This is a genomic window from Leeuwenhoekiella sp. MAR_2009_132 (genome assembly GCF_000687915.1).
GTDB lineage: Bacteria > Bacteroidota > Bacteroidia > Flavobacteriales > Flavobacteriaceae > Leeuwenhoekiella.
Genome location: NZ_JHZY01000002.1, coordinates 1,561,959 through 1,581,132, shown reverse-complemented (window position 1 = coordinate 1,581,132; position 19,174 = coordinate 1,561,959). Strand labels below are relative to the sequence as shown.

Genomic DNA, 19,174 nt, shown 5'->3' with positions numbered 1-19,174 from the left:
ATTTAGGCTAAGTTATTAGCTTTTAGTAGTTAAGAATCGTTTTTTAGAATTTTTATTGTATAACGAAGTTTAGCCACCATTCAACTACAGTAAATCACCATCTACCGAAAATCCTCAAATTTAAATCCCTTCCTTATAGAAATTTGCATCATAAAATATAAGCCGCAGCTTATTTAGAAACGACCTATAAAAATGATCGCAATTCCTTTTGTACAGAAAAAAATTACACCTCAACAACTTTTTATGTTGAGCGCGCTTATAGTAAATGCAGGAAACTATGTTTATAATTTAGTCTTAGGTAGATTATTAGGCCCTGCAGCCTTTGCAGATGCGGCGATAATTATAACGTTACTGTTAGTGTTATCATTTGCAGCGATGACTTTTCAATTAGGCACAGCGCGGTATATGGTTCTATTAGAGAATCAGGATAAAATTTCATTTTTAAATACTATAAATAAATGGGGGTTGCGGGTAGGTCTGGTTCTGGGAGCTTTATTTATTGTTTTTGCTGAAAATCTACAGGTGCTTTTTCAAACGGAATCTAAAGCGATGTTTATCGTATTTGGAGTTGCGGTCCCTCTGTATTTTATTATGAGTATTAACCGTGGAATTTTTCAGGGAAACCAGGATATGTTGTCGCTTGCAAAAACGTATCAATTTGAGATGTGGAGCAGACTGGTACTTACATTGCTGTGTATTTTAATATTTAAAGAAAACCCCGCTATTGGGGTGGCGGTAGGCGTGGGGCTTTCGTTATTTATCGCTCAGTTTCCTAAAAGTAAACAAAAACAAGTTACCGCAAAGGCTACAAAACTTGATACAGATTTAAAAGCTGAAGTGTTACGGTTCTTTTTAATAACTGCATTTTATGAAGGTACTCAAATACTCATTAACAATAGTGATATCCTTATGGTGAAGCATTACTTTGATAGTTATGAAGCCGGTTTATATGCCTCTTTAGCACTTATAGGACGCGTTGTTTATTTTGTAGCCTGGATGTTTGTTATGGTTTTGTTACCGGTAGTAGTAGAGAAGCACAAAAAAGGAGAAGATACTAAAGCGATACTTTTAAAATATGTAGGTTATATAACTATTCTAGCAGTTTCAATTATTCTTATCTGTTTTGCAGCACCAGAACTTATCGTAAATCTGTTATTTGGAGAAGCGTATATAGAAGTCGCATCATTACTAGGTCCTTATGCTTTAGCGACGGGTTTATTTGCAATCGCAAACCTATTTGCATACTATTTTCTTTCTCTTGGAAAATACGTGCCTGTATTTATTGGTCTTGTAGGAGGAATCTTTCAAATATCTTTTATAGTATTTTTTCACGATAGTTTACTCGAGGTAGTGATCGCTCAAAATGCTGCTATGGTATTTCTTGTAAGTGCTCAAGTTGTCTATTTCTTATTATTCAACAGAACTAAAAATTCTTTTACACGGTTGTAGGAAATAATAAGTAAAAGACTTTAATTCTGTAAGAAAATGTTAAAATAAATAAATTAATATGTATTTCATCGAATATAATTGCTAGTTAAAGGTTAACGGCGTTATATTTACGGTGTAATACAAAACAAACCCACTTATGTCTAAAATATTTTCTGTAATCTTATTTTTATTTGTGTGCTCATTGAGTTTTGCAAATACATCTGAAACGGGCATTACTTCAAAAAAAAATAACAAATACGCTGTACAAGAAATCGTTAAGTCTGATGAGGTACGGGTAGATTCCATAAATAATGATTTAAAAGTTTCTAAAGATATTGCGTCAGAATTACCTGATGCTGTATTACGATTACACGATCTTAAAAAAGTAAAATTTAGAGGTGAAATTATTTATACTCGTTCACCCTTAGAACTTTCAACCTTAAAATCGCATATTAAAACAGCATAATATAAATTAGCCAGTGATCCCCAAATCATAGTGAACCCAAAATAAATTCTTAACCCAAATTATAATAGATTATTACAATTACAACAATCCCCTAATTTTAAATTAATAACACTCACAGAACCCCAAATCAAGTGTGTAATTTAAAAAACAATTACAGCGATTACCCCAAATCGTAATAGATTATTAAGAATTTAAGTTGGGAGAAAGGCCCGTTGCGCAAGCACGGGTTTTTCATTTTATACCTATTAGTATACTATCTATCACTTTCTTCAAGTGAAACAAGCATTCTCAGTCCAGCTGATTAAAATTCCATTAAACGCCTTTAAAATACCACTCGTCTACATAGTATTACGTGCTAACGTTTTTTAACCGAAAACTTTTCTGCTTAGTTGCAAATTTGTATCAGAATTAAAAAACAAATCAGATGAAATTAGCAATTGTTACTGCATTCCCTCCAAGTAAAGTGACTTTAAATGAATATGCCTATTACCTTGTAAAAGCATTTAGAGCTAATCAAGAAGTATCAGAACTGGTTCTTCTTACAGATGTGTCTTCAGAAATTGCTAATACACATTTAGATGTAGAAGGTTGTCAAGTGACTGTAAAATCGTGCTGGAGTTTCAATAGCTATTCAAATATTGTATCTGTAGTGCGCGCATTAAAAGAAACAAAGCCAGACGCGGTTCTATTTAATCTTCAGTTTATGAAGTTTGGAGATAAGAAAATACCAGCAGCATTAGGTCTTGCATTGCCGGGAATTTGTAAGCTTATGGGATTGCCTACAGTCGTATTGTTACACAATATTATGGAGCAGGTAGATCTTAATGAAGCGGGTTTTACAGCAAATAAATTTATGCAGCGCGCTTATAATTTTATAGGCACCCAGCTTACTAAAATGATTCTAAAAGCAGATTTTGTTGCCCTTACCATAAGTAAATATGTTAGTATTCTTCAAGAAAAATATACGGCCAGTAATGTAGGTCTTATACCGCACGGAACGCTAGAATTACCTGCAGAGCCTAGCTATGAACTTCCTGCAGGGCCTTTACGTGTAATGACTTTCGGAAAATTTGGAACGTACAAAAAAGTAGAAATGCTTATTGAAGCGGTAGAACACCTTCGTAAGGTTGTAGATCTTGATATCGAAATTGTTGTGGCTGGTACAGATAATCCTAATGTGAAAGGCTATTTAGATGGTGTACAAAAACGTTATGCGCACGTAAAACAATTAGTTTTTACAGGTTACGTCGCCGAAGAAGATGTTCCTAAACTTTTTGAAGAGAGTGCTGTTGTTGTGTTTCCATATACTTCTACAACAGGAAGTAGTGGTGTGCTGCATCAGGCGGGTAGCTACGGTAAAGCAGTGGTTATGCCAGATTTAGGAGACTTAGGAATACTTTCTCGGGAAGAGGGGTATGAAGCTCGCTTTTTTGAGCCAAACAATGTAAACGATCTTGCAAAAGCTTTGAGTGAAGTTCTTGTAGATCAAAATTATAGAACCCGTATGGGGCAGGCAAATTATAAAGCTGCTACGGCATTACCTATGGATGCTATTGCCCAAAAATATATTGAAGTTTTCAAACAAATCATCAGCCGTAAAGAACAAAAAGCAAGTAATGATTTAATTATCGTTCGGTAGTCTTTCGCCCCCAATTGATTTGGTTGAACTCCTTTCGCTTTCCCTAGAGCGTTTGGAGTTCTTTTGATTTTAATGATTAATAGTCCTAAATGTTAGATTTACACGCGGTTCAGTAACTCGCTTAGTGGGAGGTAATCTATGTAACCAGTGGTCTTGCGTTTGGTCTTTCATTATAAGTAGGCTTCCATGCTCCAGAAATACATCAATTCGCTCTTTAGTATCTTTGTGTTTGAAGGCAAATTTTCGACCAGCGCCAAGACTTATTGAAGCGATTGCTCCGTGTTTTTGGAGATCTTTCTCAGCATCACTGTGCCAGCCCATTCCCTCATTGCCATCGTGATAAAGATTTAATAAGCATGAGTTAAATGTTTCTCCGGTTCGTTGTTCTGTTTTTTCTTTTAACTCTAGTAATTCTGCTGTCCAGGGTAAGGCAGACTTGGTTGTTTTAGAGTAGGTATACTCAAATGGTTTATCACCATACCAGGCAACTTTACGTTTTGTAATAATTTTTTTACCAAAAATTAAGGCTTCATCATTACGCCATTCAATTGTAGTTAAGAGTTTATTTAAATAATCGTTAGCAGCTTTTTCGTCTATGAGCTTTCCGTAATAATTTACAGTACCATCCCGGGGTAGTAAATTTTTTGTTGCGTCTGGTTCAATATCGAATAGTTTCATTTTCCTTTTTTGAAAAATATACGATTTCCAGCTATTTTTGAGTAGCACATTTAAATAAAAAGTTGCGTTTTCTATTTAAAAATTAAGGAGCTTTAGTGTGTTGCTTAATAACTTCAACAGCTTTTTTAGCTTCGCCATTTTCTTTATAAAGACCAAAATGTTTTTGCTGGGCTTTACGCCAGGGCAGTCTACCCACGACAGAAGTAGGGATTTCTGTAAAATCATACAACGTCCAGAGTGTGTAACTCAATTTATTTTGATTAGCAAAGCTTAAAAAATCTGTATAATAATCAGCTTGTTTTTGCTCACTTGCGCCCAGCGGATTCCAGATTCCTGAATAGGTAGAGAGCCCAAATTCCTGTAACATTAAAGGCTTATTCGTTTTTGACTTCAATTCCTGAAATTCGCTTTTAAAACTTTCAAAACTTTGATAGGAGTGAAAAGAAACGAGATCTACAGACTCAAGCAGCAAGTGAGCCGATTTTAGATTAGACCAGCCTATGGTAAGATCTGTTTGAGGATCAAGCTGTTTTATATGTGCTAAATGACTTTTTAACCAAAACTGCACCAGTTGTTCACCTCGCGAATCAAAATCAAGATTAGGTTCATTTTTTATATCCCAACAAACGAGTGCTGGGTGTCCCTTTAAAGCGTTTACAATTTTTCTGGAATGCTTAAAGGTATTTGACCAGTCGATTACAGAATAATCTCCATAAAAATCAAATAAGGTAACGATGACCTGAAGCTGTTCTTGCTGAGCAACATCCATCAGAATTTTTAGTTTTTCTAATTTTTCAGTTTTTATATCTGCTTCTCCAAAATCTTTATAGCCTACAAAAACCCGAATCGTATTAAAACCTAGAGATCTAATTTTCTTAAAATCTACACGCAACGTGTTTTGATCAAAGGTTTCCCCAAAAGTGTCCCAGGGACTATTTTCAGGATAATAATTAAGTCCATTATGGTGTTTGGTTTGTTTATTAACTGCTATTCTTTTAGTAATAGAGGCACTAGTTTTTGATGGAATTTTCACAAATTGTCTGATGCGCCAAAAACCATCTTCTAAAAGCATTACCACACGGTAGCTTGCGCTTGTTTTTTCTTCTAGAAGTAATTTTTCTTCTTTAAACACACGCTTTACCTCTACGACATTATTATCTGTAAAACCTATTAATTGACCATCTGCGCTGTAAAACTCTAGTTTGAGATCGTGACTTAATGTTGTCGCTTCAATACGCGTATTTACAGAATTGTTTATATTAATGAGGGTGTCAAGTTTTTGTTTGGCATTTTCTGTATAATAATCTTCAAGTCCTTTTTGTTCACCGCTATTAAATGCTACTTCCCGTACATACCACGCATTAAGATAATCTTGTGCTACTCTTTTCTGAGTAGGTTTTTCTAAAGGTCTGCTAGGGTTTAGTGTATCACTCCATATTAAATGCGGCTTGTATACGCTTTCACTCTTGAGAGATAGGTTGAGCATTTTACTTTTGTCTGCTCCTGTATTTAAGTAGGTAATGACCTGACTAATCGCTGAAACGATTAAAAGATTTAACCCTATAAAGGTTAAAATTAGCAGTGCTCTGTATATGTTTTTAGTTTGATTTTTCACAACAGTTCTACAGCTTCTAATTTGTGAGTAACTCCTAAAACTTCGATAGTAAGTGTATAATTACCAGATTTATAAAAATCTTTTTTAAGCTCAAATGTAACAGTACCTGATTCTGTTTTTTTAGCAACAGTATCTGCTTTACCGTCTGGCCCCATGATGTTTAAAGTAACCAAAGTCCCTTCTGCGAGTATTTGATTAAGACGTCCTTTTAAGGGTCCTACTTTTAAAATTCTAGTGTTAGAATCCCAGTTGGTTATAATTTCTGTCAACGCGGGTTCATACGTAATGTTTATTGTGTTGCTTTGAGCAATACCGGTAATGTAGGCGGTAACTTGCCAGATTTCTGATTTTGCAGGATGTAATAATCGAGCTTGTGCACGACCATTTATTGTATTTCCAGAGGTTTGTAAAACATCACCGCTACTGGTATGCACCACAAAATTTACCAGAGTAGCATCCGGAATTATATTTCCGTAGGTGTCTTTTATAATACTTGATTCAAAGGTGGTAATCTGATCACTATCTGCAAAACTGTTTGGTCGCGAATAGTTTATTTTAAATGGTGTAGCCAAATTCGCGTCTATATAAATAGTCTGTAGTTTTGAAGTAATATTGTTGCTATTAGCTGCTGTAAATAGGCGACCCGATTTAGTAGTGGAATAGATATTTTTCCAACTTATAAAATTCTGAACCTTCAACTCCTCCTGCTTTTCTATAGTTTCAATAGCAGTAGTTAACGTAACTATTGTATGATCTGGTAAGGGATTATCAAATTGATCTGTAGGCAGTAGTGTAAGCTGAGCAAAATCATCGCCGCCCGCAGCAATGCGCTGTGGACCCAGGTAGGACTCTAGTTTTGCAACAGCTTCAGGATTTGTAGTGATATTTAAGATTCCATCACTTATTTTTTCAGAATTACTCACTAAAACCCAGTTTAAAATACCGCTCATCCTGTTTAACGGACTTCCGATTGTAAATTTAATTTGCTCGTTTATATCTGTAGAATCTGGCTCTATAATTACCGTAGCGAGTGCCGTGGAAATAATAAGATTTAAATTTTCAGCATTTCCTTTAAATCGTAGCTGTATGGGTTTTCCGGCTTCAAATTGATTTTGGGTTGTAAGTAGTTCTATGCTAGCAGACTCAACGGTATCTTGAGGTTTTATCGAAAAACCTAATAGCAAAAGGCAGCAAATTACCCATATATGTGTTGAGAATTTCTGAATCATCGCGGATTACCAAGATAACTATTGATTTCTACTTTAAGAAAACCACCATTAGAAAGCTTGACTTTTGAAGCACTTTCCTGGTTTTTATTTCGGTTAGGAACCACTTTACGCGCTATTTCTGTGTTAGGAAGCCCATTTACAAAAATAGCCTGCATCGATTCACTAATTAGTTGGGTTTTGATATTGTCTAAGGTCAGGGTAAGACGTTGTTTACGTTGCTGGCGAACCCCTTCTTGTAAAAAATAATGTGATACCCATTGTAACTCATCATCTGCATTGTAATACGACAAGAGCAATTGCGGTATTGTTGCTTGCTGCGTACCGGTATTAAAGAGGGTAGTGGTAAGCGTATCTTTAATGATTTCAAGGCTGTTTATTGTTACTCTTTTATAAAGATCTGTATTTGCGACATTTGCCGAAACGTGAAGGTCAAAATTTACTGGTTTTCCCGCAAGTTCTACCGGGGTAAATTGATCTGGGTTGAAGGTAAGCGGGGCGTGATCATCCTGATTAATCCAGGCTGTACCTTCAAATTCTATTTTAAATGAAGTAATCTCTTTTGGCATTAGTTTATGCTTCATCTCATACTTGGCATTATAGGTAGCTAACTCTTGATTTTGCTCATCATACAACGTTCCTTTTACAGAGACATCTGCGGGTACATTGTCTACATTTTGAATTTCACCAACGATGATATAGTCATTCTCTACTTTTAATAATCTGGCGGTAAGAACCTCGAGCACCGGTTGCTTCAATATATCCTCGTGATAGGTTTGTTCAGAAGTGATACGACGTCTTCCGTGGTTATAAAAATCGGTTTCATTTACGGTGATTAACTGGTCTGGCGGAAGATCTAATTCGGGTTTTTTAGGTTTTATATACCATTTTCCTTTTCTTATAATCAATTCAAAATCTTCTTCAGTATCTATAAGTTCTAGTGGCGTAATCCATTTTGCTTTTGCAGTAGCCAGCGCGCTGCTATCGGTTTCTTTATTTAGTGTGATAGCAATCGCATCTAGTTTTGCGTAACTGTTTAACAGGCCATCTGTAACGGCAAACTCGAGCATAAATTGATCAAGCGATTTGTCACTTTGCGGATCAAAATAAGAATATGCCCGTTCTAGCTCTTTAAAGTCTAATGCGTCAAAATATGCCTCCAGAACATTTTTTGGAGCAATCTGGTCTGCATTCTTAAGATAAAAGGTGTACACCCCAAAAGCAAAACAGCAAACAACGATGAATCCATAAAAATGCGCAATGCTAAATAATAATTTTGTGCGTTTTTGAGAGGTTTTCGCAGTCGCGGAAAAATCAATCTTCCATAACATGTAGGGCGGTTTTTTGGGTTTTTTAGACCGAAGTGCACGTACCCAAATAGATTGAATGTTTATAATAAAGGCGACTAGCACTGTTAACAGCGGAATAATTCCCCACATTAAAATAAGAAAGAGCGGAATATCATCTTTGGGTAAAATTTCGGCAAGAGGCGGTACGCCTAATTTTTCCCAAACCATAATACCATTTTCTAGCAAACCCAGCCGTTGCCAGCCGGCGAAATATAAAATAGGATCGTAAAACTTATCGTTTGAAAATACATATTTGAGATTGTATTTTTCAGGAACAGTTAAAAACTGCTGAAGCGAACCAATACCTTCTACACCTCTAAATTTTGAATTTTCAAGACGTTCAATAGCTCGTGTAGTCAATTCTGGCAATCTGCGTGCAGAATGGTAATTTCCGTCAACAGTCATCGCATCTGTTTGCGCAGAAAGCCACGCAATTTGATCGCCAAAACCTAAGGGTAAAAAACGCCATTTATAATGCATATCCTGATTGAGGAAGTTTACTATAGGCAGCATTTTTATAGGTTTAGGCTGTGAAGGCCTAAAGTTACTTAGGGTCATCGTAAAAATTGTAGTTCCTAAAAAGACTGCTGCCATAAACCCGGCAAGAATACGATGGTACAGGCCTCCTAGTTTTGTACTTAAAAAGGTTTTATAATCCCCTTCAGCAAAACGATAGACAAATTCTCCAAAAAGGGGTAAAACCATGATACTTCCCCATAAGGTAAAGCGGTCTAAGGTTAAGATATTAAATGCATTATCACCCAAAATAATTTTAGGAATAGGAGTCGTGCCTCCGGTTCCTAAAATGGTAAGCATCGTAAGCGAAAGCCCAAAAAATAAATAACGTTTGCTATAATACCGGTAGAAAAAATAGGGCATGAGCAGCAATAAAATACCCCAGGGAATCAAAAAGAAAACGAGACCGCTGGAGGTTATTTCTAAAAAATTATCTCGAGACCCATGCGGAATAGGAACCTGAGTTATGGGGTTATTTTTAGTATTTACCCAATACGGAAGAATACAGGTGATAATAAGAAACAGCGCTGAAACACCGAAGGCTATCATACGCTTCAGCAATTTAAAAAATGCTTTTAAAAATACCTTGAAAGTAATCTCTTTCATAGAATTTACCTGCGATCTGGCTTGATCCATAACCGCCATACCAATTAACGGGAATATAAAAAAGACCATTCCAAATATAGGAGTTACGTGGTGCGAACAGACGGTAACCGCTAATAAGGATAAGGAGGTGATAAAGTATTTTTTTCGACCAGTAATAAGCCACATATAAATTTCCAGAAGACAATGCATAAGTATAGAAACACCAATTATACTAGGCAGCTGACCAAAAACATGGAGTGTTTCAACAAAAGAAGAAGAGAATACAGCTACGATAGCAGCATAACCGGCAGCATTTGCATTAGCTGTAATGAGTAATGCAAATCGATAGACCCCGGTAATAAAAAGGATAACACCGATTAAAGCCACGGTAAACATTCCAAATTTTAGTCCGCCTACAAGCGATAAAACGGCAATTGCCTGATGCACCAGCGGCGGATACCCCATAACCGTAAAGCCGGTGTACCAGCTATAATTCCACGGTTCAAACCAGTGCGTAGCATAATGATCTGCAAAGAAGAGGTGTATTAATGCATCGTAGGTTCCTTCTAAAGTAAAAAAGATTCCAAAGCCGTGAAAGACGACCCCAATAAGTAGGGCAATGATTAAATATCTGTTTGGAGTACTCTTCATTTATATGGGTAACTACTGGTTTCTTATTTCTTACAAAGCTAAGATAAGACTTTCGATGAATGGCTCGTCTGTCGATGAATGGTTTTCATCTAAAGTGAAGGTTTAGCCATCGAAAATCAACAATTTACCCCTCGTAACCACGGTATGTTTGTAGTGTAATTAATCGATTTAGTAAAACCAAACACTATGAAAACTGCAATTATAATACCTTGTTACAACGAAGCAAACCGAATCAATAAAGCTGCTTTTGAAAGCTTTATCAAAGAATCTGAAAATTACCATTTATGTTTTGTAAATGATGGTAGTAAAGACGAAACTCTTAAAGTTTTAAAGAGTATTCAAAGAATAGATGAGAATAAAGTAACTGTTATTGATATGAAACGTAATTCTGGTAAAGCTGCTGCAGTTAGAGCCGGTGCCCGTTATTTATATAACAGAGAAGATATTGCTAATGTAGGTTTTATAGATGCAGACCTTTCTACAGATTTTGAAGACTTTATCGCATTAGACGATACATTGAAACGCAATAGTACATTAAAAATGGTTTTTGGATCGCGAGCAAAAGACAATGATGGGGATGGTATTCAAAAAGACCCTTTGCGCGCCATATTCTCTAAAATTATAAAAATGTGTGTTTTTTTAATTTTAGGTCTTCCTATAGAAGATACGCAATGTGGAGCTAAAGTTTTTAGAAAAGAATTAATACCTGTTATCTATGCAACCAGCTTTTTAAGCAAGTGGTTATTTGACGTAGAAATGTTTATACGATTAAAAAAATATATGGGTGGAAAAAACGCCGTTATGCAGGTTATACAAGAACAGGCATTAAATAGATGGGTACACGTTGATGATTCTAAATTAGGCTTAAAAGACTCTTTAGAAATACCTTTACGATTAATAGTGATCTGGTTTAATTACAATGTATTATCTACCGTAGGTAATTTAAGTACTAGTGAGGAAGCAGAAGCGTTTACAGAAATTGCTAGTTTCCCAATGGCTGCATAATTTTTTATATTAATTACAACGGTAAAAGCCAGATTTATAGTGATCTGGCTTTTATTTTTAAAATAATATTGATTTTTTTTCAACTAATACTTTAACTTTTTAGTTAAAGCATTATATTTGCACCCGCAAAAAGGGTCGCGTAGCTCAGTTGGATAGAGCATCTGCCTTCTAAGCAGACGGTCACAGGTTCGAATCCTGTCGCGATCACTTCTTCGTTTTTCAAATGAGGTCAAAACCCTGTAAACTATATGATTTACAGGGTTTTATGTTTTTATAGACTTCATATAATTTGATCTGAATTAGTATTAAATGACACCAATTCGGTCAACAGTTTGAAAAAATAAAAAGTGTTAACCGAATAAGCCTTTAAAATACTTATATTTAGATTGTTATGTTTTGACTTTCGTCTTAAAAAATGTTTAATTAAAGACGATAATTATGAAAACTCGGTCAACATTTAGCCTGATCTTTTGGGTTAATTCTTCACGTATTAAAAATGATAAAGTTCCTATTTACGCCAGAATTACTGTAGATGGTAAACGAGCAAATTTTAGTTTACAAAGACGCATAGAACTTTCTGATTGGGATTCTGAACGTGGAATAGTTAAGGGGACAAGACAGCAATCCAGACTAATGAATAAGTATTTAGAACAAGTTCGCTCTAAAGTTTATCAAGCTTATGAAGATTTATTCAGTGAAAATAAATTCATAACGGCTCAGACAATTAAATCAAGATTCTTAGGAGCGGACAAGCTGTTTAAAACTTTAAATGAGCTTTTCGATTACCATAATGAAGTTTCTAAACAATCTCTTTCTTCTCATACAATTCGCCATTATAAGGTTACTCAAGGTTATTTAACGAAGTTTATTAATGAAAAGCATAAAACCGATGATGTACGTTTAATTGATTTAAATTATTCATTTATAATAGATTTTGAGTTTTTTATCAAATCCTTTCAGCCTCATGATCATCAAAGAAAAATGGCACATAATACGGCTATGAAGCATTTACAGAGATTGCGTAAGATGGTAACAATGGCTTATCATCATGAGTGGATTCCTAAAGATCCTTTCATAAGATTCAAAACTTCATTTGAAAAGAATAGGAGAGAGTACTTAACTAAAGAAGAATTACAATCAATTGAAGATTTCAACACTTCGTTAGATAGACTTAGTATTGTAAAAGACCTTTTCCTTTTTAGTTGTTATACTGGTCTATCTTATATAGATATTACTAAATTGACAATGGAAAATATAGGTTTTGACTTAGATGGAAATCAATGGATAAATACTAAAAGACAAAAGACAAAAATCTCCTTAAAAATACCTTTGTTAAATCAAGCGAAATTATTATTAAAAAAGTACCAAGGACACCCTAGAACAACTATTTCTGGTACATTGATGCCACATTATTCCAATCAAAAAATTAATAGTTACCTGAAAGAAATTGCAGATTTATGTGGAATAAAAAAGAATCTTACTTTTCACGTAGCACGTCACACATTTGCAACGACTATTACTTTAACCAACGGAGTTCCTATTGAAACCGTTTCTAAATTATTAGGCCATACAAAATTGGCTACTACACAAATTTATGCCAGAGTTATAGATAAAAAAGTAAATGAGGATATGGCCTTGCTAAATGAGAAACTAGAAAATTAGGTATAATCTTACTGTATACTGATTTTATGTAGTCAATTTTTTTAATTTAGTTTAATAATCTTAAAATTTATATTATATCCTATATTTTTTTGCAAAAAAAAACAATATAGCGGAACCATTTACAAACCTTTTAATAAAATGAGAAGGATTTTAAAAGTATGTTCTACAAATTCTCATTTTTCAACCTAATAGTTAGATAAGTTTTGTCAATTAATTTTCGGTTTTAGTATACCGCAAATTTGCTTTTTTTTGTTTTTCCGCCTTTTGCTGATGAACATAAACCCACAATAGCATTTCCTTTTTTAACGGCTCAAGGGTATATATTAATAAATTAATCTCTTGCAGTAAATTGCGCATCATATTCTATTATAGTAACCGTGATGCCGCATTAAACATTTTGTTATTAACACTTACAATTCTACAATTTTCTTATGGGTGCGCCATTATAGAAAGATCGTAAAGTATATAAATTGTTTCTCCTTGATTTGTTCGTAGTAAATCTTATTCAGTATTATATTTTGTGTAATAATACCCGAAATTTAGCTAGCGGGCTAACCAGACATAAATATTCCAGGTCTACTATTACCTAAATAATTTGACGCGTGCGGTTAAAGCGATCATTTTCATTAATAAGCTTTAGCATAGTTTATCATTCTTTAAATATTATATGTGAATGTTTAAGTATTCTCAATTACTAATTCTAATTTATTATTACTGCTTTATTAGTTTCAATCTTCAAATTATTTGTTCAATAATTTAGGAAAATTTTATGTGTTAATAAAATAATCCATATTGAGACTGAGTTAGCATATTTTCAAGAAATCGATATAGTGATTATGTGCAGTTTTGTATTTGATATTCTAAGTATTAGATTGTGTGATATGTATAGTATTTTATGAGATTGTCGAAGAAATTAAAAAAATTATGGATTAAGAATTTTTAAACCATATATAATGTAAAATAATCCATCTATTTGCTAAATATATCCATTTTTTACATCTTGTGTTCTAAATACTTTTGAGTTAATAATTTGTTTTTTTTCAGTATTAGCGATTACTCTAATACTATTTGTTAATAAAATTCAAAATTTATCAGATAATATATTATCTGATATTATAAATATTAAACTCAAATAAATGATAAAAAAATTACTATTTTTTGTGCTTACTATATTAAGTACGTACAGCCTCAGAGCTTCTTCCTTAAATGAGGTTCATATCACACTAAATACGTTTGATAATTATCAGCAGCAGATTAGAGGTACTGTTAAATCTGCAGATGCCGGAACGCCCATTCCAGGAGTTTCCGTTTTAGAAAAAGGTACTTCTAATGGAGTTGATACTGATTTTGATGGTTTGTTCCAACTGACAGTAACCGGTCCTGATGCTGTTTTAGTATTTTCATACTTAGGTTTTATTACTAAAGAAGTAAGGGTTCGAGATTTAAATGAAATAGATGTACTTTTAGAAACAAGTACAGAGTCTTTAGATGAGCTTGTTATTGTTGGTTTTGGTACCCAAAAGAAAGAAAGTCTTGTAAGTAGTATTACAACCATTTCTCCGGGTGAACTTAAAACACCCACGAGCAACCTTACCAATGTACTAGCGGGTAGAGTTTCAGGATTAATAGGGTATCAGCGTTCTGGTGAGCCAGGTGCAGATAACTCGGACTTTTTTATACGAGGCTTAGGTACATTTGGAGCCGGTAAACGTAACCCGTTAATACTTATAGATGGTATAGAGTCTTCAACAACAGATCTTGCCCGTTTACAACCCGATGATATTGATTCATTTTCGGTTTTAAAGGATGCTGCTGCCGCCTCAATTTATGGTGCAAGAGGGGCAAACGGTGTAATTCTGGTAGCTACTAAGAGTGGTATATTAGGCGACGTAAAATTTGATTTTAGAGTAGAAAATCGTTTTTCTTCTAATACAGATAATTTCAAGTTAGCAGATAATATTACCTACATGCAATTGGCTAACGAGGCTACACTTACCAGAGATCCTCTTGCACCGTTACCATATTCTCAAAATAAAATAGACCGCACTGCAGCAGGTGATAATTTACTGCTTTATCCTAACAATAATTGGATAGAGAAATTAATAAAAAATTATAGCTGGAATCAAGGAATAAATCTTAGCGCAAGTGGTGGTGGTGAACGTGCCAGATATTATATCGCTGGAACTATGAATATTGATAATGGTCTCTTAAAAGTTAATGGGATCAACGATTTTAATAATAATATAAAACTGTACAACTATTCTATACGTAGTAATATTAATATTGATTTGACTCCAACAACAGAAGGTATTATACGAGTTTATGGGCAGTTTGATGATTATACAGGACCTATAGGAAGCAGAAATGCTCAAGGTAACTTAGTTAACGGAGGTCAGCGTATATTTAATTTAGCACTATATTCAAACCCTGTTTTATTCCCAGATGTTTATCCAAATGAATTAAGACCGTTCACAACACATCCGCTTTTTGGTGGTGCAGAAACCCGTCCAGGTAGTGGAGTCCTTGCTGTAAATCCGTATGCAGAAATGGTTAGGGGCTACCAAGTCTATAAAAACTCTACTATTCAAGCTCAAATTGAATTGAAACAGGATTTAAATTTCTGGACTGAAGGACTTAGTGCTCGTGCTATGGGATATATACGTAGATTTTCATTTTTTGATGTGTCAAGATCTTATAATCCATTTTACTATGGTTCCCGAAGAAATCAAGAAACAGGTGAAATTATTTTAAATGTTTTTAATGATGGTAGTGAATCATCTATAGGCACAACGGGGACCGAATTTTTAGATTATAACCCGGGAGATAAACGTTTAGACTCTCGTATTTATTTAGAAACCGCAATTAATTACAATAGAACGTTTAACGAGGTTCATGAGGTTTCAGGGTTATTACTGAACCTGTTATCGAGCTATCAAACAGGAAACGCGGGCTCTGTTCAATCTTCACTTGCTAGCAGAAATCATGGTCTTTCCGGCAGGTTTACTTACGCCTATGATAAGCGTTATCTGGCAGAAATAAATTTTGGTTACAACGGTTCTGAAAAATTTTCGCAGGGTAATAGATATGGATTTTTTCCATCATTTGGTGTAGCTTATCGTATATCAAATGAGAAGTTTTTTGAAAAAATAAAAGAAAAGGATATAATCACAGATTTAAAAGTAAGAGCTACTTATGGTTTTGTGGGTAATGATGAGATAGGAAGTGCTCAAGATCGTTTTTTCTATTTATCTAATGTTAATTTAAATAATGGGACCTACGGTTTTACCTTTGGTGAAGAATTTTCCAGAACCAGACCGGGTGTTTCAATTGAACGTTATGCAAATAGTCTTATAACTTGGGAAAAATCTGAGCAAGTAAACTTAGGCTTGGACTTGGAGCTATTTAATAAAATAAATATTATAACCGATGCATTTAAGCAGCGTCGTTTCAATATACTTCAACCTAGAACAGATGTAAGTTCAACACTGGGGCTGCAAAGTACACCTTCAACTAACTTCGGAGAAGTAGAAAGTAAGGGTGTAGATCTTTCTATAGATTATAACGATCAATTTGGTAATAATTGGTGGACAAGTTTACGAGCTAATATGACGTATTCTACAAGCGAGATTCTTCAATTTGCAGAAATAGACTATCCTGATGAACTTTCTTATCTTTTTAGAAAAGGTAACTCTATAGGACAACAGTATGGGCTTGTGGCAGAGCGCCTTTTTGTAGATGATAAAGAGGTGACAAACTCACCTACTCAATTTGGTGAGGTTCGAGGTGGTGATATAAAATATCGAGATATTAATGGAGATGGTGTAATTAGCAATTCAGATCGTGTGCCTATAGGACTTCCAACAACTCCGGAGATAATATATGGCTTTGGAGGTAGTTTAGGGTATAAAGCTTTTGATTTAAGTGTATTCTTCCAGGGTTCTGCACGATCTAGCTTTTTTATAAATCCTGCTCTTATACAACCATTTTATATTAATGGTAGTTCAGAGAGTGGTTTGTTAAAAGCTATAGCAGAAAGCCATTGGTCTGAAGAAAATCGTGATGTCTACGCATTTTGGCCTCGTTTGAGTACAGATCAGGAAGAAAACAACAATCAACCCTCTACTTGGTGGATGCGTAATGGTGCTTTCTTGCGGTTTAAAAATATAGAGATTGGCTACAATGCTCCTTCAAAATTTACAGATAAAATAGGATTAAAAAGTCTTCGCTTGTATGCAAGTGGTATTAATCTGGCGGTTTGGAGTTCGTTTGACCTTTGGGATCCAGAACAAGGTGCTAATGGTCTTGGATATCCAATTCAATCTGTATATAACTTAGGTATAACCGCAAGACTTTAATTAATTACGATTTTATTATAATCTGATATTCTATGAAAATATTTTACAAAAGAATTAGCATTCTGGTTTCTTCTATAGTTTTAGGAAGTTTACTTCAATCCTGTGGTGGTGAGTTTCTTGATGTTGTTCCTGATAATGTGGCCACAATAGATAACGCATTTACATTACGCAACGAGGCAGAAAAATATCTTTTCACCTGTTATTCTTACTTACCACGAGAAGGCGATGTGAACTTTAATATAGGTATGCTTGCAGGAGATGAGATATGGAAAAATGATTTGATACTTGCTAATACGGCTAATTTTGAAATTGCAAAAGGTAATCAAAATGCGGGTAATCCTTTCTACAATGTCTGGGATGGTTCTCGATTTGGTGGGGGGCCAGGAAACAATTATAAGTTGTTTCAAGGCATACGTAACTGTAATATTTTTATAGAAAACCTTGAAGATGAAAGTAAAGTACAGGATTTGCAAGAATTTGAACGTGCACGTTGGATCGCTGAGGCGAAATTTCTCAAAGCATATTACCATTATTATTTGATGAGAATGTATGGCCCCATACCAATTGTAGATAAAAATATACCAATTGAAGCATCAACAGAAGCTATTAATGTTAAACGTGCTCCACTAAATGAAGTTGTAGCATTTATCGTTAATCTTCTAGATGAAAGTGCTGAAGCGCTACCAGAAACTATTTTAGATCCTGCAAATGAATTAGGAAGAATTACAAAAGTAATAGCTCTGGGAGTGAAAGCTGAAGTTTTAATGCTTTCAGCAAGTCCTCTTTTTAACGGAAACTCTGACTATGCTGGGTTTGTAGATAATGAAGGCAAACAATTAATTAGTACTGTTTTCGAAGTTGAAAAATGGCGGTTGGCAGCAGATGCAGCAAAAGCAGCCATAGATGTGGCTGAAGCTAACGGTGCAGCTTTATATGAATTTAATCAAAATCAATTTGATCTATCAGATACTACATTAATAAAATTAAGTTATAGCCAGGCATTTACAGAACGCTGGAATCCTGAAATCATTTGGGCAAATCCTAGTAGTAGAACAAGTCTTTTGCAACAATACTGCATGGTACCAGTAAGTTCAGAATATACGCACACGCTATGTCAAAAGATTTTATCTCCAACCTTAAAAATAGCTAAGATGTACCATACAAAAAATGGGGTACCTATTGTTGAAGACAAAACTTTGAATTTTAATGACGAAACTGCATTAAAAACAGCTAGTGTTGACGATAGGTATAACATCGCTACAGGTTTTACTACAGCAAGACTTAATTTTGACAGAGAGTATCGTTTTTATGCAAGTTTAGGTTTTGACGGTAGTACTTTCTACAAACAGGATTCACCATCCAGATCTGATGAAGATACTTGGGTCATACGAGCTAAATATAATGATTACGGAGGTAGTAATGCAGGAGTACTTTACAATGTAACCGGATATTATATAAAAAAACTGGTAGACTGGAGAATGACCAGTACAACGGGTACACCTTATCGAGATTACGCTTGGCCTATGCTACGCCTATCAGATCTCTATCTGATTTATGCAGAAGCGCTTAATGAAGCTGAAGGTCCTACTATAGAAGTTATGAATTATGTTGACAGGATACGAGAACGCGCAGGTTTAGCAGGAGTCGTGGATTCCTGGACAAACTTTTCTATAAACCCAAATAAGTTTGCAACCAAAGAGGGTATGCGTGAAATAATACATAGAGAACGTCTGATAGAGTTTGCCTTTGAAGGTAAGAGATATTGGGATTTGAGAAGATGGAAAAAGGCAACAGAAGAGTTTAATAAAGATATAACCGGCTGGAATTATCTAGGTGAGGAGACTTCAGAATATTACCAGTTACGTAATGTATTTCAACAGCGATTTGTAGCTCCGCGAGATTATTTATGGCCATTAGCAGAATTTACATTATTACAAAACCCTAATCTAATTCAAAATCCTGGGTGGTAGTCCCTTCTAACTTTAATAAGAAAATTATG

At 34.7% G+C, this 19,174-nt stretch carries 11 protein-coding genes and 1 tRNA gene; 8 read left to right on the top strand and 4 right to left on the bottom strand.

The genetic code is table 11. The annotated features are described in order from the left end of the window. Window positions 1-192: 192 nt before the first annotated feature. From P164_RS06680 to P164_RS06670, 3 genes are all read left to right on the top strand, one after another. Window positions 193-1,449 carry a sugar isomerase gene (locus P164_RS06680; protein ID WP_028375661.1) on the top strand — a complete coding sequence of 419 codons (1,257 nt, stop codon included), beginning with the start codon at window positions 193-195 and terminating at the stop codon, window positions 1,447-1,449. A 136-nt stretch (window positions 1,450-1,585) separates the two neighbouring features. Further along, window positions 1,586-1,894, top strand: a complete 309-nt coding sequence (locus P164_RS06675; RefSeq protein WP_028375660.1) for a hypothetical protein — start codon at window positions 1,586-1,588, stop codon at window positions 1,892-1,894. A 424-nt stretch (window positions 1,895-2,318) separates the two neighbouring features. Further along, window positions 2,319-3,533: a glycosyltransferase gene (locus tag P164_RS06670; protein WP_028375659.1), complete on the top strand. Its 1,215-nt coding sequence runs from the start codon at window positions 2,319-2,321 to the stop codon at window positions 3,531-3,533. Between the two features lie 69 nt (window positions 3,534-3,602). Here P164_RS06670 and P164_RS06665 read toward each other — a convergent pair whose 3' ends face one another. From P164_RS06665 to P164_RS06650, 4 genes are all read right to left on the bottom strand, one after another. After that, entirely contained in the window at window positions 3,603-4,211 is a 609-nt protein-coding gene (locus P164_RS06665) for an alpha-ketoglutarate-dependent dioxygenase AlkB family protein (protein WP_028375658.1), read from the bottom strand. 82 nt (window positions 4,212-4,293) lie between these two features. Continuing rightward, window positions 4,294-5,826, bottom strand: a complete 1,533-nt coding sequence (locus P164_RS06660; RefSeq protein ID WP_028375657.1) for a cellulase family glycosylhydrolase — start codon at window positions 5,824-5,826, stop codon at window positions 4,294-4,296. Further along, window positions 5,823-7,010, bottom strand: a complete 1,188-nt coding sequence (locus P164_RS06655) for a hypothetical protein (RefSeq protein ID WP_125411758.1) — start codon at window positions 7,008-7,010, stop codon at window positions 5,823-5,825. The genes P164_RS06660 and P164_RS06655 overlap by 4 nt, the downstream gene beginning before the upstream one ends. 41 nt (window positions 7,011-7,051) lie before the next feature. Next, on the bottom strand, window positions 7,052-10,153 hold the full coding sequence (locus P164_RS06650; protein WP_028375655.1) for a membrane protein: 3,102 nt from the start codon (window positions 10,151-10,153) through the stop codon (window positions 7,052-7,054). A gap of 186 nt (window positions 10,154-10,339) precedes the next feature. Between P164_RS06650 and P164_RS06645 the strand changes: the two genes are divergently transcribed. From P164_RS06645 to P164_RS06625, 5 genes are all read left to right on the top strand, one after another. Next, window positions 10,340-11,158: a dolichyl-phosphate beta-glucosyltransferase gene (locus P164_RS06645; RefSeq protein ID WP_028375654.1), complete on the top strand. Its 819-nt coding sequence runs from the start codon at window positions 10,340-10,342 to the stop codon at window positions 11,156-11,158. Window positions 11,159-11,291: 133 nt separating this feature from the next. After that, a tRNA-Arg gene (locus P164_RS06640) sits at window positions 11,292-11,365 on the top strand. A gap of 231 nt (window positions 11,366-11,596) precedes the next feature. Continuing rightward, window positions 11,597-12,820, top strand: a complete 1,224-nt coding sequence (locus P164_RS06635; protein WP_028375653.1) for a site-specific integrase — start codon at window positions 11,597-11,599, stop codon at window positions 12,818-12,820. 1,136 nt (window positions 12,821-13,956) lie between these two features. Beyond that, window positions 13,957-17,175, top strand: a complete 3,219-nt coding sequence (locus P164_RS06630) for a SusC/RagA family TonB-linked outer membrane protein (RefSeq protein WP_081817332.1) — start codon at window positions 13,957-13,959, stop codon at window positions 17,173-17,175. 32 nt (window positions 17,176-17,207) lie between these two features. After that, window positions 17,208-19,145: a RagB/SusD family nutrient uptake outer membrane protein gene (locus P164_RS06625; protein WP_028375651.1), complete on the top strand. Its 1,938-nt coding sequence runs from the start codon at window positions 17,208-17,210 to the stop codon at window positions 19,143-19,145. The last annotated feature ends 29 nt before the right edge of the window (window positions 19,146-19,174 follow it).